The organism is Streptomyces acidiscabies (assembly GCF_020010905.1).
In the GTDB taxonomy this organism is placed as follows: Bacteria; Actinomycetota; Actinomycetes; order Streptomycetales; family Streptomycetaceae; genus Streptomyces; species Streptomyces acidiscabies.
Genome location: NZ_JAGJBY010000001.1, coordinates 2256569 through 2274830, shown reverse-complemented (window position 1 = coordinate 2274830; position 18262 = coordinate 2256569). Strand labels below are relative to the sequence as shown.

The following is an 18262-nucleotide window of genomic DNA, read 5'->3' as shown; positions in this document are numbered from 1 at the left end:
GTCGGGCGGATGCGGACCAGTGGGGTGGACGCCCGGCCGTCAGAACCCGGCGCTCAGGTCAGCGTCAGGGTGAGGACGCCGGCGTAGCTGCCCGGAGGCGTGAACGCCGGTACGTCGAGGGAGAGTTGCGCGCCAGCGGTGAACTCGCCGCCGGCTCCGGCCGCGTCGGGCGTGGACGCGAGAGTCGCGCCCGCACTGCCGACAGCGCCGGCGCTGCCCGCCTGACACGTGCTGGGCGAGCCCACCTTGGTGGCACAGGAAGGTGTCCAACTCAGCTTGCCCGCCGCGATCTTGGCGCCGGGCCCGGTGAAGTCGGTGACCTTCCCGGTCAGGGACCACCCCGCGGGACCCCCGCGGAAGTCCTTGACGGTGACGGTCTGGAGCGCACCGGTGGACGCGTTGCCGCTGCCGAAGTCGACGGCGGAGAGCGCGACCGAGTCACCGGCCTGGGACATGGCGAGCGTCCCGGCCTTGACGGTGGCGGTGAGCTTCTGGCTGCCGGGCGGTACGGGCGTGTCGTTGACGACGACGTACGCGGCCGGCCCAGCCCCCTTCGTGTCGGACCAGGCGCCACCCTCGTAGGCGACGATCCCGGTGGTGGTCAGGTCGTTGACGGTGAGCGAACCGCTGATCGCGCCACTGGAGTTGGCGGTCACGGTCGCCGTGTCCTGCGTCTGGCTCGCCCCCGCGCGCCCGGCCAGCGTGACGCTCGCGCCGGCGGTGAAGTTGCTGCCGCTGACGGTAACTGCCGTACCCGGCGCGCCCGTTGCCGAACTCAGCGAGATCGTCCGGGTGTTGGCGGGCGGGTTGGCCGTGGCGGTGACCGTCTCCGAGGTCGGTGCGGGCGGGCTGGTGACGGTGCAGGGCGTGTCCAGCTCCAGGATGTAGCTGGTGTGGATGTTGTAGTCGCCGGGCGAGAGGGTGATCGCGCCGGGCGCGGTCACGGTGAACGACCCGGACATGGAGAACGACGGGAAGGGCGCCCGGCCGGGCACCGGATCGTTCTTCTTGGGCCCGGCGACCGTGAAGCTGCCGCTCTGGGCGCCGCCGAGGGTGACCTTCCCGGTCGGGGTCATGATGTCGGCCGGGAGAGCCAGGTCGGTGGGGTTGCCGGCGGCCGGAGTGACCACCGTGTAGGTGACGTTGACGGTGTCGCCGACCTTGGGCGACGTGTTGTCGACGGCGATCTTCGCGGTGGTGGTGCCGTCGATCGGCGGTATCCCGGCGACCGCCGGGGGGATGCAGTGGGTGGGGAAGTCGACGTTCGTCGCGGCCGACGCGGGGCCGGCGAGCGCGCCGCCCGCGCCGAGCGCGAGCGCGGCCGTCCCGAGCAGTGAGACCAGACGCCGTCTTCGGGTGGGTGTGCGACCCATGGGTGGTGCCCCCTCCTTCTTGGGGTGAAGGCGCAGCGGCTCTTCTGCGCCGACAGGGGGCATTGACGTGGAGGCGGCCGAAGAAGTCAATGGACTCGGCGGACAAAGCTGACGGTCGGTCAGCTACAGAACTGACAGACCGTCAACTCACTTCGCAGGTGCGAGGGTTCAGCTGTAGACGAACGGCGCGGACTGGTGGCCGGTCGCCGTACAGGTGACCGTGACGCCGAAGACGACCATCGTGAGGCCGCCGCCGAAGATGTCCAGGCTGTCGCCCGAGGCGACGGTGCCGTTCAGCGGGCCGACGGTGATCGGGTCGTTGATGGCCATCGCCGGGTTCGCGTTACCGGTGAAGACCCGGTTCGCACCCGTCGAATTCGTCATCGTGAGCGTGGAGTTGATGCTGTTCGCGCCGATCGGGAGCGGCGCCTTGACCGCCGCCGTGGACAGGGTGAGGGTGGCGGCGGTCCCGTTCTGGGTCGCCGTGAGGGTGGCCGAGCCACCGCCGAAGATGCCGCAACTGGCGGTGAACGTCGCCGTCGTGGGGCTCACGGCGACAGCCGTGGGAGCGAGCGCCAGCCCGGTGACCGCGAGGGCCCCGGCCAGCAGTGCCGCACCTGATCCGATTCGCTTGCCTCTCATGGAGTTTCCGGCTCCTTCCGGGGGGGGAGAGACGGACGGCCGATCGGGGCGGGAGGGTGCGGACTCCGGCCCCGGTGAGGAGATCTGACGGCCCGTCGGAATCAACGGCTCCATTGATGCGTGGGAGACGAGCGAGGGCAAGGCCCCTTTTCAGCCAACGGCGAGAGTCCGCAGTACGGTCCCGTCGGGCCCCGCCACCAACACGGGTGTCCCCACGCCCCCCAGGTCCCGCACGGCGGCGAGGTCCTCGTCGGCAACTTCTCCCTCACCGGTCACGACAGCCGCGGCCTCCAGCGACTCGGCGCCGGACGCCACCGCCATCGCCACGGCCGTACGCAGCGCGCTGAGCTTCAGCGACGGCAGCTCCACCGTCGCCGCGACATACGTCCGCCCCGTCCCGTCCCGCACGGCCGCCCCCTCCGGAACACCGTTACGGGCCCGAGCGGAACGGGCCAGGGTGACGATCTTGCGGTCCTCGGGGTCGAGGGAGGTGGTGTCGGTCATGGTCAGAGCATACGAGCGGCTCAGGCCGGAGCCGGGCCCAGGTCGCCCTCCAGTACCGCCACCGGGAGCACCGAGCGGTCGAAGAGGGTGAGGATCTCGTACGTGAGGGCTACGAGGGCGAGGGGGTGGTGGTCGGGGCCGCCGCCGTTCGTTTCGATGGACGCCGCCAGCAGGGTGCCCGGGACCGCGTCCGCATCCAGGAGGGTGCGCCAGTCCTCGTAGGGGAGGCGGAGGTACTCCAGGGCGGGGAGGCCGGCGAGCTGCGCGGGGTCGGCGAGGGTACCCGGGTACGCCGTGAGGGTGCGCAGGCGCGGGAGGCCCAGCACGGGGGCCAGGCTGAACGGTTCGCCGTCCCACACACCGAAGGAGAGCACTTCGAGCGCCGGGCCGGCGACAGCCTCGACGCTCGTCCCGGCGTACCGGTTGATGCGGGCGATCTCGGGCAGCTCGTCCCGCTCGCGGTACTCCTCCTCCCGCTCACCGTCCACGATCAGCTCGGTGAGGGAGCCGGCGAGCAGCACCCCGCCCATGTCCTCCTCGTGGCTCAGCAGGATGACCTGCCCCAGGTGACCGCGCGGCCCCGGCGTCAGGTCGACGACGATCCCGTCACCCCCGCCGTTGTCCCCGATGGTGATCCACCCCGGCGATCCGGCGAGCCGCTGCACCGCGTCGTCGGCCCTGGTCGCAACGGCCTCCATCGCCGCGAACTCCCAGGGCGTCGCCCGGTGTTCGGCGTCGGCGACGAACACGTGCTCCAGCCCGAAGAGTTCGAAGCCCACCGACTCGCAGTGGTGCCGGGACGCCGCGTAGTCATCGTCCGTGCTCCAGTCCTCCCACCTGGCCCGCGTCACCCTGTAGAGGGCCTTCACCTCCTCCGGAAGGACGACACCCAGCCGCGCCTCGGCCGCCGCGATCTCCTCTTCGGTGGCCCCGATCGCGTCGGGAAGCCGTTCCCGCAGCACCCGTTCCAGCTCGCCCGCGTCGGCCGACGGCGCCGGCACCGCGTCCGGCGCCGGCTCGGGCAGCCTGCGCCACGGCTCGGGCACGGCGCCGTCCGCGAGGATCATCGTCCCGCCCTGCGGCCCGCCGGCCCCGGGCTCGACGTCGGGCCCCGTCCCGAACAGCCGCAGCGTCGTGGCCCCTTCGGCCGTGCACTGGACGAGGAACGACACCCGCTCGACCCCGGCCGCGACGACCGCCGCGCGCAGCGGCTCGACGGCGTCCCACTCCGCCTGGTTGTCCGACACCTGGGCCGCCTGCCCCGGCGGCGGGTACACCCGGCGCAGCGGCACGCTCCACGAGCCCTGCCCGATGTGCCCCTTCACATACCCCTCGGGGGCGGCGAGCCGCTTCGGGTTGCTCTCCCGCACAAGCCTCAACAGCGGCTCCCAGGAAGCGAATTCATACAGCGCGGACAAAGCGGAGCCCCCTAGGGCCGGTCCAGCCGCAACCGCTCCGCCCTCGGCAGACCGGCCACGACAAGGTCGTACGAGTCCTCCACCAGCTCCCGCACCAACCGCTCCGGAAGACCGGCCGCCAGATCGACCGTGTTCCAGTGCCGTTTGTTCATGTGATACCCGGGAGTGATCACCCCTGGGTACTCCCCCCGGAGGCGTACAGCGTCGTCAGGGTCGCACTTGAGGTTGACCTTCAGGGGTACGGCGTCCATCCAGCTCAACGCGAACAGTTTGCCGCAGACCTTGAAGACGGAGACCTCCGGCGAGAACGGGAAGTCCTCGACGGACGCGTTGAACGACAGGCACAGGGAACGGAGTTGCTCCGGGGTCACGCCGACTCCTTCTCGGGGTCGTCCCCGACGGGCTCCACCAGCACGGTCACGATCTTGTTCCGCCGCCCGGCAGCCGCCTCGGCGGTCAGCCGCAGCGTCCGGTCGTCCGGAAGGCGTACGACCGCGGAGGCACCGGCGATCGGCACCCGCCCCAGCGCCTTCGCGAGGAGCCCGCCGACCGTCTCGACGTCCTCGTCGTCGTACTCCTCAAGTCCGTACAGCTCGCCCAGGTCCGTGATGTCGAGGCGCGCGGTGACCCGGTGCCGGTCGTCACCCAGGTCCTCCACAGGGGGCAGCTCACGGTCGTACTCGTCGGTGATCTCGCCGACGATCTCCTCCAGGATGTCCTCGATGGTGACGATCCCGGCCGTACCCCCGTACTCGTCGATGACGACGGCGACGTGGTTGCGCTCCTGCTGCATCTCGCGCAGCAGGTCACCCGCGTTCTTCGTGTCGGGGACGAACGCGGCGGGCCGCATGGTCGTGGAGACGAGGGCGGACTCGGCGTCGCGGCTGATGTGCGTCCTGCGGACGAGGTCCTTGAGGTAGACGATGCCGACGATGTCGTCCTCGCTCTCCCCGGTGACGGGTATCCGGGAGAACCCGGACCGCAGCGCCAGGGTGAGCGCCTGACGGATCGTCTTGTAGCGCTCGATGACCACGAGGTCGGTCCGGGGGACCATGACCTCCCGTACGAGGGTGTCGCCCAGCTCGAAGACGGAGTGCACCATCCGGCGCTCGTCGTCCTCGATCAGCGACTCCTTCTCCGCGAGGTCGACCATCGCGCGCAGCTCCGCCTCGGAGGCGAACGGGCCGCGCCTGAACCCCTTGCCGGGGGTGAGCGCGTTGCCGATGAGGATCAGCAGCGACGGGATCGGGCCCATGATCCGGGCCAGCGGCAGCAGGACGTACGCCGCCGCAGTGGCCGTGTTGAGCGGATGCTGGCGGCCGATCGTGCGCGGGGAAACGCCGACCGCGACGTACGAGACGAGGACCATCACGCCGATCGCGGTGAGCAGCGCCGCCCACGTCCGGTCGAAGTCCTGGAGACAGGCGTACGTCACGAGCGCGGCAGCCGCCATCTCGCAGGCCACCCGGACCAGCAGGGCGACGTTCAGATAGCGGGTCGGGTCGGCCGCGACCTGCGCGAGCCCCGCGCTGCCCCGGCGGCCCGACTTGACGGCCTCCTCCGCGCGGAAGCTGGACACGCGCGCGAGGCCCGCCTCCGCGCAGGCGGCGAGCCAGGCGACGACGACCAGCGCGACGGCACCGCCGATGAGCTGGACGCTCATGAGACGGTCGGCGCGGGAGAGGGGCCGGTGATGCCCTTCTCGGCCCGCCAGCCGTCCACGATCGCCGCCTGGAGGCCGAACATCTCGGCCTTCTCGTCGGGCTCCTCGTGGTCGTAGCCCAGCAGGTGCAGCACCCCGTGGACCGTCAGGAGCTGGAGCTCCTCGTCCATGGAGTGCTGCGTCGGCGCTTCCTCACCCTGCTTCTTCGCGACCTCCGGGCACAGCACGATGTCCCCTAGCAGCCCCTGCGGGGGCTCCTCGTCGTCCTTCGCCGGGGGGCGCAGCTCGTCCATCGGGAACGACATCACGTCCGTCGGGCCGGGCAGGTCCATCCACTGGATGTGCAGCTGCTCCATCGCGTCGGCGTCCACGACGATCACCGACAGCTCGGACAGCGGGTGGATCCTCATCCGCGCCAGCGCGTAGCGGGCGATGTCGAGGACCGCCTGCTCGTCGACTTCGGTTCCGGACTCGTTGTTGACGTCGATCGACATGGCGCTGTTCTGCTACTTCCGCTTGGGCCGGCCGCCCTTGTGGCCGCCGTTGTCCGTACCGTTCTCGCTGTCGTACTTCTCGTACGCGTCGACGATACGGCCCACCAGCTTGTGCCGGACGACATCCTGCGACGACAACCGCGCGAAGTGCACGTCGTCGACCCCATCCAGAATGTCCTGCACCTGCCGCAGCCCGCTCTTGGTCCCGCTAGGCAGGTCGACCTGCGTCACGTCCCCGGTAATAACGATCTTCGAGTCGAACCCGAGCCGCGTCAGAAACATCTTCATCTGCTCGGCGGAGGTGTTCTGGGCCTCGTCGAGGATGATGAAGGCGTCGTTCAGCGTGTTGTGGGTGAGCAGGTAGTCCGTGGTGACGTACAGCGAGTCCTCCGCCGCCACCTGGATACAGACCGTCTCCTCCCGGCCCGCCGGTTCGATCGAGTCGATGAACCGCATCGGACGTCCGCCGCCTCCGGCCGCGAGGTACTTGTCGCGCTTGCGGGCGAGGCGGAAGGGTTCGATGTCTTCGGGGAGGCGGATGTCGATGACGTGGGCGTCGTGGCGGTGCGCACCCAGCGCGCTCCCCTGCTCACGTCCCTCAGCCATGCGGCGGTGTGTGTACGCGACCCCGCCGAGCGACTGGACGAGGGCGATCACGTCGTCGCGGAGCATGATCGACGTCGTCGAGTACTGGATACGGCACGTCCGGTCCTTCTGCGTGACCGGGCCGCCGTCGGAGTCCAGCAGTCCCTGAAGCACCGCGAGCCGAATCTCGGCGGAGTTGTACAGGTAGCTGTCCGGCACGAACTTGGTGTGTGAACGCGTCCGCAGGAGGTCCAGTTCACGCAGGACGCGGGTGACCGGGTTCTCCAGCGTGACGACGTCCCCGGGGGACTTGATCCGGTTGAGGACATAGTCCGGCCCACCCTTGTGCCGTACCCGCACTCCGGGCAGGACCGATTCCAGGGCGACCGCCAGTTCGGGGTCCTCCGTGGCGAAGGACGGCGTCGTGGAGCCGGTCAGGCAGCCGTCGCCCAGCAACAGTCCCAGCGCGTACGGGTCCATGGGGACCTCTTGCTCCGGGAAGCACACCGGCGCCGTCAGCATCGGCAGCTCGTACCGGCGCGCGTGCGCCGCGCGCAGGTTGCCGATCATCTCCTGCGTCTCCAGGACCCGCCACGGCTTGTCACGGCGCTTGTCGTCGCGCGCGCGGACGGTCCACAGGTGCTCGCCGCAGGCCAGGGTCCAGGAGCCGTCCTGAGCCGTGACACGGTAGACGTCCTTCTCACCCTGCGGGTAGACGCCCAGAACCGGGGTGGGTTCGCCGTTGGAGCCGATGACCAGGTCACCGACCTCAAGGTCACCGATGGGGCGCCAGCCGTCCGGTGTGAGGACGTTGGTGAACACAGGCTGCGCGCGTCCCCGCATATATGCCAGCGGCGCCACCTCGATCGTCCCCGCTGCCATCAGGCGCGGGATCGAGTCGGGGTCCAGCATGTCGTGGAGGGCGTCGTACAGGGGGCGCAGGTACGGGTCGATCTTTTCGTACAGGGTGCCCGGGAGGAAGCCGAGGCGTTCGCCCGCCTCTACCGCGGGGCGGGTCAGGATGATGCGGTTGACCTGCTTGGACTGGAGCGCCTGGACGGCTTTCGCCATGGCCAGGTACGTCTTGCCGGTGCCGGCGGGGCCGATGCCGAAGACGATCGTGTGCTTGTCGATCGCGTCGACGTAGCGCTTCTGGTTGAGGGTCTTGGGGCGGATCGTGCGGCCCCGCGAGGACAGGATGTTCTGCGTGAGCACCTCGGCCGGGGTCTCCTGGCCGTCGCTCGTCCCGTTCTCACTCGCCCGCAGCATGGCGATCGAGCGTTCCACCGCGTCCTCCGTCATCGGCTGCCCGGTGCGGAGCACCAGCATCATCTCGTCGAACAGACGCTGGATCAGGGCGACTTCCCGTACGTCCCCGACCGCGCTGATCTCATTGCCCCGGACATGGATGTCGGCCGCCGGGAAGGCCGTCTCTATCACGCGCAGTAGGGAGTCGCCTGATCCCAGCAACGACACCATGGGGTGCTGGGCGGGAACGGTGAACTGTGCTCTCGCCTGCCCCTGCGCGGGGGCCTTGGCCGTGGGTGTCTGCGTCATAGTCCGGCCCGTAGGGCCTCTACGTCCTCCCGAACACGTCTCGCCTGCCACAAGGGCGGCCTGGCGATTTCAAGAGTACGCCTTGCCACTGACAACGCCGTAGGGGTTTTCGCACGGCCGTACGGGGTGCGGCGGGGGGCCGGGTACGTCGCTCCCGGCGCCCCCGCGCGCGGGTTCACGCCGAGCGTCTGAAGCCGATCGTCGGGACGGCCCTGCGCAGCGGCCAGGGCCGTGCGTCACCGTCGGACAGGAGGTCCGCGAGGAACGCGTACCGGCGCAGGGCCTCGGGGTCCTGCGTGTCCACGGAGCGGACCTTGCGCCACCACGCGGCGATCTCGGACCAGCCCGGCGCGGAGAGGGAACCGCCGAACTCCTGGACGGAGAGGGCCGCGGTGAGGCCCGCGAAGGCGAGGCGGTCGGCGAGGGGCCAGCCGGCGAGGGTGCCGGTGACGAAGCCGGCGACGAAGACGTCCCCCGCGCCGGTGGGGTCGAGCGCCTCGACGGCGATCGCGGGCACCTCGGCGGTCTCGCCGGTGCGCCGGTCGACCGCGTACGCGCCCTGCGCCCCCAGCGTGACGACCGCGAGCGGTACGTGTTCGGTGAGCGCGTGCGCGGCCTCGCGGGGGCAGTCCGTGCGCGTGTACCGCATCGCCTCCTCCGCGTTGGGCAGGAACGCCTCGCAGTGCTCCAGGTCGGCGAGCCCGGCGAGGTCCCACGCGCCGGTGTCGTCCCAGCCGACGTCGCCGAAGATCCTCGTCCCCTTCGACGCGGCCTGCGCGATCCACGGCTCGCGCCTGCCCGGCGTGAGCGAGGCGACCGCCGCGCGCGCGGGCGGGGGGCAGGCGGGGGCGGGCTCTTCGGGGGGCGCCTCGTGGCCGTGGGAGACCATCGTGCGCTCGCCCTCGTACGCCATCGACACGGTGACCGGGGAGTGCCAGCCGGGGACCGTGCGCGAGGGCGTCAGGTCGATGCCCTCGCCCTGTTCCAGCGCGTCCCAGCAGTACTCGCCGTAGTGGTCGTCGCCGAAGGCCGCCGCGAGGGACGTGCGCAGGTTGAGGCGGGCCAGCGCGGTCGCCATGTTGGCCACGCCGCCGGGGCTTGAGCCCATGCCGCGCGCCCAGGACTCGGTCCCGCGCACGGGTGCGGAGGCCAGACCCGTGAAGATGATGTCCAGGAACACGGTCCCGGTCAGGTACACGTCGCACGCCGGATCGCCGGGCGCGCGCACCCCGGCCAGCGGATCCATCGGACACTGCCGGTCCTGGCGGATCCTGCTCCTCGGTACGGTCTCTCCTGCCGACGCGTCGGACGGGGTCACGGTGCGCTCCCTGCGAGTGGTGCCGATCCGGCAACCCGCGTCCCGTGAACGCCCCCACGGCGGTGCGTCCTCGCGAGTGTGCCGATCCGGCCAGTGTGCACCACCCCACTGACAACAGGCCCCTCAACAGGCCCGCACCACCCCACCTACGCGCGCGTGCCCCTCGAAAACACGCCCCGCCTCACCACCGAGGCACTGAAGGCGTCTCCCACCCCGGCTCGGCCACCCGCATCGCCGCCGCGTCGTCGCGGTCCCGCAGCGTGCCGTCGTCGTCCAGCCACCGCTGGTGCAGGAAGGCGAGCCGGTCGCGGTCGAGTTCGACGCCCAGCCCGGGGCCGTCGGAGACGGTCAGCTTGCCGCCCTCGAACGTGAGGCGTTCCGTGAGGACGTCCTCGGACTGCCACGGGTAGTGGGAGTCGCAGGCGTGGTGGAGGTCGGGGACGGTCGCCGCGACGTGGGTCATCGCGGCGAGCGAGATGCCGAGGTGGGTGTTGGAGTGCATGGAGATGCCGACGCCGAACGTGCGGCAGACCGCGGCGAGTTGCTGGGTGTTGCGCAGCCCACCCCAGTAGTGGTGGTCGGAGAGGACGACCTGGACGGCGCCCCGGGTGAACGCCTCGGGGATCTCGGCGAACGTCGTGACGCACATGTTGGTCGCGAGCGGCACTCCGGTCCGCGCGGCGACCTCGGCCATCGCGTCGGTGCCGAGCGCGGGGTCCTCCAGGTACTCCAGGACGTCGCCGAGTTCCTTGGCGACGGTCAGGGACGTCTCGACGGACCACGCCCCGTTGGGGTCGAGCCGCAGCGGATGCCCGGGGAACGCCTCGGCGAGCGCGCGGACCGCGGCGATCTCCTCCGCCGGCGCGAACACCCCGCCCTTGAGCTTGAACGACGTGAACCCGTACCGCTCGGTGAACTTCCGCGCCTGCTCGACGACCCCGGCGGGATCGAGGGCGGCCCCCCAGTCGTCCCGCTCGGCCGGGACGCCGGCGGGGTGCTCGGCCCACTTGTAGAACAGGTACGCGCTGTACTCGACGGCATCGCGCACCTTCCCGCCGAGCAGCGCGTGCACGGGCAGCCCGAGGGCCTTGCCGAGCGCGTCGAGACAGGCGACCTCGAACCCGGAGACGACGGACAGCCGCAGCTTGTCGGCGGTCTGTACGCCCCGCAGCCCGCCGACGTCGACCTGGTCGACGACCCGCGCGCGGTCGACGTCCACCCCGTTCATGACCGTGAACAGCCCGTGGTGATCGGCGACGGACCTGCCGACGAGCCGCTCCGCGAACGGCCGCGCCAGCTCCAGGTACTTGGTGTCCCCGTAGGTCTCCCCGAGCCCGGCGACCCCGTCCGCGGTGACGACTTCGACGATCAGCCGAGGGGTGTACGGCTGGTGCACCCCCTGCGTGTTCAGCAGCGGCGGGTCCGCGACCAGGATCGGCGTGAGGCGTACGTCGGCGATCGTGAGGTCCACCTGGTCATCTCCCTCTCAACGTATCCATGTACGGAAACATAGGTTATATACGTGAACCTGAGCCGTCAATGGAGCGTCCGAGCCCGCCGCATCGCGTAGACCCCGGCCAGCGCCAGCAGCGCCGCGATGCCCGCGACCGCGCCGACGGTCACCCCGGTGGAGGCGAGGCTTCCCCCGGTGGTCGTAGTACCTCCGAGGGACCCCCCGGAGGACGTAATACCCGTGGTACCCGTAGTACCTGAGTCGTCCCCCGTGGACCCGGTACTACCCGTAGTACCCGTAGTACTCGTAGTCCCCGTCTCCGGATCGGTCTCCACCGGCGCCTGCCCCACGAAACTCACCGGCACCTTGACGTCCTGCGACCGGTCCCCGGACAGCGTGTGATCGGCCCGGGTCGCCAGCACGCACGTCACCTTGAAGCAGTCGGTGTACGCGTCCTTGGCATCGAGGGCCAGCGAGACGGAGAACGTCCCCCCGTCCCCGTACGGCGTCGCCAACTCCTCGCCGTAATCAGGCGGGTTGGAGGAGATCCACGCCGAGGAGTGCGACGCGCCGGTCATGTCGACGCCCCCGATGCACGGCGTCGGCAGCTGCCCGGCACCGTTGTCGACGCAGAGGGCGACGTAGACACCCTTGGCCTCGTCGTACCCGGACCCGGTGACCCGCACGGTCTGCTGCTCGACGGCCAGGTCGTTGACCGGCGTGACGGTCAGCTTCTGCCCCTCGGCGCCGGTGACGGTCCGGGTCCCGGACGGCATGGTCTCCCCGGGCGTCTCACCGCCGCCGGTGGTGGCACCGGCTTCCTTCACGGTCAGCGTGAACTCCGAACTCCGTGTCGTACCACCGGCGTTGGAGAAGACGACGCGGTAGCGATAGCCGTCCTGCGCGGCGCGCGCAGTGAAGGAGTACGTCCGGGACGTGGCGCCCGCGACGACGTTCCAGGTCTGCCCGTCGTCGGCGCTGACCTCCCACTTCTGCCCCGGCGCGGGGACCCCTTCGGCGGCGGCGACGAAGGTGACCTCGTCCCCCGCGAACACCGTCTGGTCCGTCGGGGTCTGGGTGACCTCGGGCGACACCCGCAGGTCCACCTTGACGACCTTGCTCTCCGCGTACTTGGTGAGGTAGACGGAGGTCGCGCCGGGCGTGACCGCGACGCCCGCGTAGACCGTGCCCGCGATGCTGCCGGGCAACGCGACGGGCGCGGCGGCCTGTTCGAAGGTCGCGCTGTCGAGGATCTGGAGCGAGCCGCTACCGTCGGCGCCCTCGGCCGCCGTGCCGTAGTCCTCGCGCAGGACGAACGCGCGCCCGGACACCTTGTCGAAGGCCATCGCGAGCGGACGGTCCTTCGCGGTGAGCGTCTTGAGGAGCTTGCCGTCCTTGTCGAGGACGAGGACGGCGTCGTCGACGGCCACCCACACGCTGCCGTTCGCCGGGTCGACCTCGACGAAGTAGACGGAACCGGCGGGGAGTTCGGCGGTCGCGGTGACCGCGAAGGCGGCGGACCTCGTGTCGACGCGCCGCAGCACCTTCTTGCCGTCGGCCGAACCCACCGACCAGACAACGCCGTTGACGGCATCGCCGCCCAACTGGGCACCACCTTCGAGGGAGATGGTCCGCTTCACCGTGCCGGTGAGGGTCTCGACCTCGGAGAGGGTGGCGCCCTGCGCGACGAGGACGGTGGACGCGGTGGCGGGCCCGGTGCCGGTGACGGTCGAGCCGTTCAGCCAGGTGCCCTCGGCGCGCGCGTCGCCGTCCTTGGCGGTGGCGAGGCCGCGCAGCGGGAAGTGGAAGGAGACGCCGTCGCCGGGCAGCGGGGCGACGATCTGCCGGACCACGCGCGCGGCGAGCGTCCCGCCCGCGCCGGGCGCCTGGGCGATGTGGCTGAGGAGCTTTCCGGTGGCCGGGTCGAGGGCGTAGAGGCCCTGTTCGGCGATGTCTGCGGTGTCGGGGATGTTGTCCGAACCGACGTACAGCTTCCCGGAGTCGGGGTGGACCAGTACGTCCAGGGGACGACCCGCGGTGGTGAACTCTGCGGCCTGCGCGTAGGAGACGGTCCCGGCGGGGACGTCCACGCCGCCGTCCTCGCCACCACCCGGGTCCTGGCCCTGGAAGGTGACGGGGATGCGTACGTCCTGGGAGCGATCGCCGGGTGCGTTGTGGTCGACGCGGGTGACGACCGAGCAGGCGGTCTGCGTGCAGTCGAGGCCGCCGTCCTTCGCCCTGACGTCGAGCCGTACGTCGAAAGTACCGCCCGCACCCCACTTCTCGGCGGCCCCGGCGGGGGCCTCCGTGGAGTCGGCGGGGACGATCCACCGGGACGCGCCGCTGCCGCCGGTCTGGTCGGCGCCGCCGAGGCAGGGGGTGGGGATGCGGTTGTCGCCGTTGTCCTTGCAGAGCGCGACGTACACCCCCTTGCTGACGTCGTACCCCGAGCCGGTCACCCTCAGGGTCTCCCCCTCAAGAGCCAGTCCGGCCGAGGCGGAGACGGTGAGCCGCTGGCCGTCCTTGCCGTACGCGGTACGGGGGGTGTCGGCGGCCTGTGCGGCCGGGCCCACCGTGACCGCCGTCGCCGTCGCCGTCGCGGCCACGAGTGCCACCGCGCCGAGCAGAGCGGCGGGCCGTCTCAGCCGCCGGGCGGGGGTGTCGTCTGTCATGAGAGGTCCCTCGGAGAGGTAGTACCCGGGTAGTACCTGAGCGGTACCGAGGGGCACCCCGCAGCAGGCGCCCCTCGGAGAGCAGGAGTAGTGCGGGACTACTGGAAGGTGATCGGCACGTGGACGTCGTAGGCGCGGTCGTTCGTGTCGAAGTGGTCGGCGCGGGTCACGACCGCGCACTCGACGTCCTGGCCGCAGACACTGCCGTCGTCCAGCGTGGCCTTGACGAAGACGTTCACGCTGAAGGTGCCGCCGGTACCGAACTTGGAGCTGTTGGCGAAGAGGCCGCCGTAGGTGTTGTTGACCCAGTGGGAGGCGCCGGTGGAGCCGGACTCGTCCTGGCCGCCGAGGCAGGGGGTCGGCTTGTTGACGCCGGCCGCGCCGTCGACGACACACAGGCCGACATAGATGCCCTGGCCGGTGTTGTAGCCGGAGCCGGAGACGGTGACGACCTGCCCGGCGGCGGTCGCGGTGCCCGGCGAGGTGAGGGAGAGGGTGTAGGTGGTGCCGCCGTCGGTGACCGTGCGGGTGGCGGTCGCGGCGGAGGCGGAGGTGGCCAGGCCCAGAGTGAGCGCGGACGCGGCGGCGACGGCGAGACCGGCGCGGGCGGCGGTGCGGGCGGAGGCGACTCTCATGAGGGAGACCCTTCTGATCGGTCCAAGCCTGAATGACCTGAATTTAGGTAAGGCTAACCTAATTACGATCTTCGGTTATTTGTCAAGGGACGGTAAAGGAGCTGTGGCGTACGCGACTCGGCCCACGGGTTCGCCCACCTCGAACTCGGCGCCTACGACGGCCTGTTCACCGGTCACCGCCGTCACCTCGACCGCGTGCGCGCCCCGGGCCGCGTTGCCGTACACGGGGAAGTCCTGCGCGAATCGGCCGTCGCCGTCGGCCACCGCCTGATACCGGGTGTCCCCGTCGATCGCGACGAGCAGCACCGCGCCGGGGGTGAACCCCTCGCCGGTGAGGCGCTGTTGGCCCCCGGCGGGGAGGGTGGGGCGGGTGAGGGAGACGGCAGCCGCAGCCTCGGGAGACGCCTCCGCACCCGAACTCCCCGGCGTCGGCGTGGGGTTCGTGGCCGGTGCCCCGACGTGCTCCTCGGCAACCCCGGTGCCGACCGTCACGTCGAGCACCCCGAGCCCGTCTCCGGCCACGAACCCCCGCCCGCTCCAGGAGGAGAGCAACTCGGCGCCCTCCTCGGAGAGTTCGGCGCGCAACCCGGCCCACGTCACGGCGCCCTCCCGGACGACGGGCCCCGCGTCGGGCGCGGCGACCTCCGCGAGCGTCACCTCACGGGCCCGCCCGTCCACGGCTGTACGAGCCTGGAGCGTGCCCGCTTCCCCGCTGAGCCGCAGCGTCAACCCGGCGAGGACCAGGGGCTGTTGACCCTCGGCGCCGTCAAGCCGGACGGCGCCGCCCAACCGCACCTCCCCCGAGGCCCGTTGGACGTCGAGCCCACCGCCGACGGCCGGGAAGGAGACGCCCGCCGACTCGACGGCGGGTTGCGTCACGCCGAACGACACACCCCGCGCGGCGAGTTCACCGTCGATGCCGGACCAGGCGGCCCGCCCTTCGGTGACGCCGGGCAGCTCCTGACCGGCGAGCGCGCCGGGGCTGCCGAGTGCGAGCAGGGCGCCGGTCGCCAGGGAGACGACGGCCGTTCTCTTCGCCATGTTCGGTTCCCTCTCGGGGGTATGGAGTTCTGGGTACGGAAGTTGATGAGACGTCAGCCTGGGGACTTCAGCTCTCGCCGACGCCGAGCCCACACCCACGCACCCCCACCCGCCGCCAGCAGCCCCGCCGAGGCGATCCCCAGCGGAAGCGCGAGGCCGGACCCGGTGTCGGCCATGGACCCGGACGGCGCGGAGGAGGTCACCGACCCCGAGGAACCGCCCGTGGCCAAGGCGGACGCAGTAGCACTCGGCGAGGTCGAACTCCCGCCCGTAGCACCGGAGTCCGCGCCCCCGAACGTCACCGGAACCCGCACGGTCTGGCTCTGATCGCCGCCCCGCGTATGGTCGTTGCGCGTGATGACCGCACACGTCACCCCGGCCGCCGCGCAGTCGGTGTTCGCGTCCTTCGCCCGCACCTTGAGCTGGACGCTGAACGTCCCCTGATGCGCGCTGCCGCCGTACGGTTCGGCCAACCCCTCGCCGTAGGAAGGGGGGGTGGACGAGACCCACACGGACGCGCCGGACTCGCCGGACATGTCGACGCCGCCGACGCAGGGCGTGGGCGTCTTGCCGGGGCCGTTGTCGACGCAGAAGGCGACGTAGATGCCCTTCTCCGTGTTGTAGCCGGTGCCGCTGACGGTCACCGTCTCGCCCGTCGCGGCGAGGCCGGACGTCTTGGACACGGTGAGTCTCTGGCCCTCGGGACCCGAGGCGGTACCGCTCGCGGCGGAGGCCGTCGGGGCGGTCGCGAACAGGGCGACGGCCGCGAGAGAACACACAACTCCCTTGCTGCGTACGCCACTTGCCGACGCCATGAGCACACCCCCACCTAGCGAAACTAAGGGAAGGCTAACCTAAACTAATCACCAAGGAACTGCCAAGCATCGCCGAGAGGAAAGACCATGCGGAGACGACTGGCCGCCCTGGGGGCGGGCCTCGCGCTGCTGACGGCGGCCTGCGGCACAGGCGGCGCGAGCGACACGCGGGAGGCACCGAAGACCACGAGCGCACGGGCCGCCGTCGCGGTGGAGCGGCTCGCCGAGAACACCGTCGTACCGCTCGAAGACCCCGCCCCCGCACCGGAGTTGCCGGTCACGGTCGACTCCTCGGACGGCCGGAAGGTGACCGTCGCGGACGCCTCACGCATCCTGCCGCTCAACGGCGGGGTCGCGGAGACCGTGTTCACGCTCGGGCTCGGGAAGAACGTCGTCGGGCGGGACATCACGGCGACGTTCGAGGAGGCGAAGAAGCTTCCGCAGGTCACCAAGGCGCACGACGTGAGCGCGGAGAGCGTGCTGTCGCTGAGGCCGACGGTCGTGCTCGCCGACACCGACACGGGCCCCGAGGAGGCGATCGACCAGATCCGCGCCGCCGGGGTCCCCGTCGTCGTCCTGGACCCGGCGACGAAGCTGGCCGACGTGACGACGCGAACGACCCGGATCGCGACTGCACTTGGCGTCCCCGACGCCGGGAAGGCGCTCAACTCGCGGATGGGGAAGGAGCTTTCGGAGGCGCGGGCCGGGGTGCCTGCGGGGAGCAGGCCGAAGGTCGCGTTCCTCTACATGCGGGGCAGTGCGGCCGTGTACCTGATCGGCGGGAAGGGGTCGGGCGCGGACTCGCTGCTGGAGGCGGCGGGGGCTCAGGACGCGGGCGTGGCCGCCGGGTTCACGCGGCCGTTCACGCCGATCACCACCGAGGCGCTCGCACAGGCGAGCCCCGACGTCATCCTGATGATGACGAAGGGGCTCGACTCGGTCGGCGGCCTGAACGGTCTGCTCCAGGTGCCCGGCATCGCCCAGACCCCCGCCGGGATGAACGAGCAGGTCGTCGACATGGAGGACGGCGTCCTGCTGAGCTTCGGCCCGCGTACACCGCTCGTCATCGACATCCTGGTGGACAGGATCCACCAGCCTTAAAAGACGTACGCCTCGACCTCCGCGAGGTACTTGGCCCGTCGCTCCTCGTCGTCCTCCAGGAAGGACGCGACGAAGGAGTTGCGGGCCAGCTCGCGCAACTGCTCCTGCTTCAGGCCGAGTTCAGCGGCGACCGCGTCGAAGTTGTCGCCCGCGTAGCCGCCGAAGTACGAGGGGTCGTCGGAGTTGACCGTGCACAGCAGACCGGCGTCCAGCATCGCGGGCAAGGGGTGGTCGGCGAGGGTGTCGACCGCCTTGAGCCGTACGTTGGACAGGGGGCACAGCGTCAGCGGTACCCGCTCGCGGACCAGCCGCTCCACCAGCGCCGGGTCCTCCACGCAGCGCAGGCCGTGGTCGATCCGCTCCACGCCGAGGACGTCGAGGGCCTCCGTGATGTACGCGGCCGGGCCCTCCTCCCCCGCATGCGCTACCCGGCGTAGTCCCAGAGAGCCGGCAGCCTCGTACACCTCGCGGAACTTCGCCGGAGGGTGGCCGACCTCGGCGGAGTCGAGACCGATACCCGTAATACGGTGGAGGTACGGCTTCGCCAGCTCCAGGGTCTCCATCGCCGACTCGGCGGACTCGTCGCGCAGGAAGCACAGGATCAGGCGGGTGGAGATGCCGTGCCTCGCCTCGCTCTCGCCGAGCGCCCGCCACAACCCCTCGACGACCGTGCCCAGTTCGACGCCGCGCGCGGTGTGCGCCTGCGGGTCGAAGAAGATCTCCGCGTGCCGGACGCCCTGCGCCGCCGCCCTCGCGAGGTACGCGTCCGCGAGGTCCGCGAAGTCCTGTTCCGTGCGCAGGACCGCCATCAGCGCGTAGTACAGGTCCAGGAACGACTGGAGGTCCGCGAAGTCGTACGCCCGCCGCAGGGCCTCCGTGTCCGCGTACGGCAGCGTCACGCCGTTGCGCTCGGCCAGCGTGAACACGAGTTCCGGCTCCAGGGTGCCTTCGATGTGCAGGTGCAGTTCAGCTTTGGGGATGGGCATCCAAG

16 protein-coding genes are annotated in these 18262 nt (G+C 71.0%); 1 reads left to right on the top strand and 15 read right to left on the bottom strand.

Annotated features, from left to right (window positions below):
- Positions 1 to 53: 53 nt before the first annotated feature.
- From J8M50_RS10670 to J8M50_RS10605, 14 genes are all read right to left on the bottom strand, one after another.
- Complete coding sequence (locus J8M50_RS10670; RefSeq protein WP_010354847.1) at positions 54 to 1373, bottom strand: beta-xylosidase; 1320 nt, start codon at positions 1371 to 1373, stop codon at positions 54 to 56.
- A 168-nt stretch (positions 1374 to 1541) separates the two neighbouring features.
- A complete protein-coding gene (locus tag J8M50_RS10665) occupies positions 1542 to 2015 on the bottom strand; it encodes a hypothetical protein (protein ID WP_010354848.1) in 474 nt (157 codons plus the stop codon).
- A 150-nt stretch (positions 2016 to 2165) separates the two neighbouring features.
- Positions 2166 to 2519: a cytidine deaminase-like protein gene (locus J8M50_RS10660; RefSeq protein ID WP_010354849.1), complete on the bottom strand. Its 354-nt coding sequence runs from the start codon at positions 2517 to 2519 to the stop codon at positions 2166 to 2168.
- 20 nt (positions 2520 to 2539) lie between these two features.
- Positions 2540 to 3937 (bottom strand): SMI1/KNR4 family protein, encoded by a 1398-nt coding sequence (locus tag J8M50_RS10655; protein ID WP_029184011.1) that lies wholly within the window; start codon positions 3935 to 3937, stop codon positions 2540 to 2542.
- 11 nt (positions 3938 to 3948) lie between these two features.
- On the bottom strand, positions 3949 to 4308 hold the full coding sequence (locus J8M50_RS10650) for an MmcQ/YjbR family DNA-binding protein (protein WP_010354851.1): 360 nt from the start codon (positions 4306 to 4308) through the stop codon (positions 3949 to 3951).
- Positions 4305 to 5600, bottom strand: a complete 1296-nt coding sequence (locus tag J8M50_RS10645; RefSeq protein ID WP_010354852.1) for a hemolysin family protein — start codon at positions 5598 to 5600, stop codon at positions 4305 to 4307. Before J8M50_RS10645 ends, J8M50_RS10650 begins: the two co-directional genes overlap by 4 nt.
- On the bottom strand, positions 5597 to 6094 hold the full coding sequence (ybeY, locus tag J8M50_RS10640) for an rRNA maturation RNase YbeY (RefSeq protein WP_010354853.1): 498 nt from the start codon (positions 6092 to 6094) through the stop codon (positions 5597 to 5599). Before ybeY ends, J8M50_RS10645 begins: the two co-directional genes overlap by 4 nt.
- Before the next feature lie 12 nt (positions 6095 to 6106).
- Positions 6107 to 8236, bottom strand: a complete 2130-nt coding sequence (locus J8M50_RS10635) for a PhoH family protein (protein ID WP_010354854.1) — start codon at positions 8234 to 8236, stop codon at positions 6107 to 6109.
- 175 nt (positions 8237 to 8411) lie between these two features.
- Positions 8412 to 9554 (bottom strand): carbohydrate kinase family protein, encoded by a 1143-nt coding sequence (locus tag J8M50_RS10630; RefSeq protein ID WP_075824497.1) that lies wholly within the window; start codon positions 9552 to 9554, stop codon positions 8412 to 8414.
- Positions 9555 to 9735: 181 nt separating this feature from the next.
- Positions 9736 to 11025, bottom strand: a complete 1290-nt coding sequence (locus tag J8M50_RS10625) for a glucarate dehydratase family protein (RefSeq protein WP_010354856.1) — start codon at positions 11023 to 11025, stop codon at positions 9736 to 9738.
- A 65-nt stretch (positions 11026 to 11090) separates the two neighbouring features.
- Complete coding sequence (locus J8M50_RS10620; RefSeq protein WP_010354857.1) at positions 11091 to 13679, bottom strand: immunoglobulin domain-containing protein; 2589 nt, start codon at positions 13677 to 13679, stop codon at positions 11091 to 11093.
- 98 nt (positions 13680 to 13777) lie between these two features.
- Positions 13778 to 14314: a neocarzinostatin apoprotein domain-containing protein gene (locus tag J8M50_RS10615; protein WP_010354858.1), complete on the bottom strand. Its 537-nt coding sequence runs from the start codon at positions 14312 to 14314 to the stop codon at positions 13778 to 13780.
- A gap of 75 nt (positions 14315 to 14389) precedes the next feature.
- Positions 14390 to 15355, bottom strand: coding sequence for an HtaA domain-containing protein (locus J8M50_RS10610; RefSeq protein ID WP_010354860.1), 966 nt, complete (start codon positions 15353 to 15355; stop codon positions 14390 to 14392).
- 53 nt (positions 15356 to 15408) lie between these two features.
- On the bottom strand, positions 15409 to 16170 hold the full coding sequence (locus J8M50_RS10605; RefSeq protein WP_107116067.1) for a neocarzinostatin apoprotein domain-containing protein: 762 nt from the start codon (positions 16168 to 16170) through the stop codon (positions 15409 to 15411).
- 87 nt (positions 16171 to 16257) lie between these two features.
- On the opposite strand from J8M50_RS10605, the gene J8M50_RS10600 reads away from it, so the two are divergent.
- Positions 16258 to 17271, top strand: a complete 1014-nt coding sequence (locus J8M50_RS10600; protein ID WP_010354862.1) for a heme/hemin ABC transporter substrate-binding protein — start codon at positions 16258 to 16260, stop codon at positions 17269 to 17271.
- On the opposite strand, the gene J8M50_RS10595 is transcribed toward J8M50_RS10600, so the two are convergent.
- Positions 17268 to 18257, bottom strand: a complete 990-nt coding sequence (locus J8M50_RS10595; RefSeq protein ID WP_010354863.1) for an adenosine deaminase — start codon at positions 18255 to 18257, stop codon at positions 17268 to 17270. The genes J8M50_RS10600 and J8M50_RS10595 overlap by 4 nt on opposite strands.
- Positions 18258 to 18262 lie beyond the last annotated feature (5 nt).

Excerpts from the sequence above, each read along its gene's own strand:
- J8M50_RS10670 (WP_010354847.1), bottom strand. The coding sequence starts at position 1,373 with ATGGGTCGCACACCCACCCGAAGACGGCGTCTGGTCTCACTGCTCGGG.
- J8M50_RS10615 (WP_010354858.1), bottom strand. The coding sequence starts at position 14,314 with ATGAGAGTCGCCTCCGCCCGCACCGCCGCCCGCGCCGGTCTCGCCGTC.
- J8M50_RS10600 (WP_010354862.1), top strand. The coding sequence starts at position 16,258 with ATGCGGAGACGACTGGCCGCCCTGGGGGCGGGCCTCGCGCTGCTGACG.
- J8M50_RS10645 (WP_010354852.1), bottom strand. The coding sequence starts at position 5,600 with ATGAGCGTCCAGCTCATCGGCGGTGCCGTCGCGCTGGTCGTCGTCGCC.
- J8M50_RS10660 (WP_010354849.1), bottom strand. The coding sequence starts at position 2,519 with ATGACCGACACCACCTCCCTCGACCCCGAGGACCGCAAGATCGTCACC.
- ybeY (WP_010354853.1), bottom strand. The coding sequence starts at position 6,094 with ATGTCGATCGACGTCAACAACGAGTCCGGAACCGAAGTCGACGAGCAG.
- J8M50_RS10635 (WP_010354854.1), bottom strand. The coding sequence starts at position 8,236 with ATGACGCAGACACCCACGGCCAAGGCCCCCGCGCAGGGGCAGGCGAGA.
- J8M50_RS10610 (WP_010354860.1), bottom strand. The coding sequence starts at position 15,355 with ATGGCGAAGAGAACGGCCGTCGTCTCCCTGGCGACCGGCGCCCTGCTC.
- J8M50_RS10665 (WP_010354848.1), bottom strand. The coding sequence starts at position 2,015 with ATGAGAGGCAAGCGAATCGGATCAGGTGCGGCACTGCTGGCCGGGGCC.
- J8M50_RS10595 (WP_010354863.1), bottom strand. The coding sequence starts at position 18,257 with ATGCCCATCCCCAAAGCTGAACTGCACCTGCACATCGAAGGCACCCTG.
- J8M50_RS10620 (WP_010354857.1), bottom strand. The coding sequence starts at position 13,679 with ATGACAGACGACACCCCCGCCCGGCGGCTGAGACGGCCCGCCGCTCTG.
- J8M50_RS10605 (WP_107116067.1), bottom strand. The coding sequence starts at position 16,170 with ATGGCGTCGGCAAGTGGCGTACGCAGCAAGGGAGTTGTGTGTTCTCTC.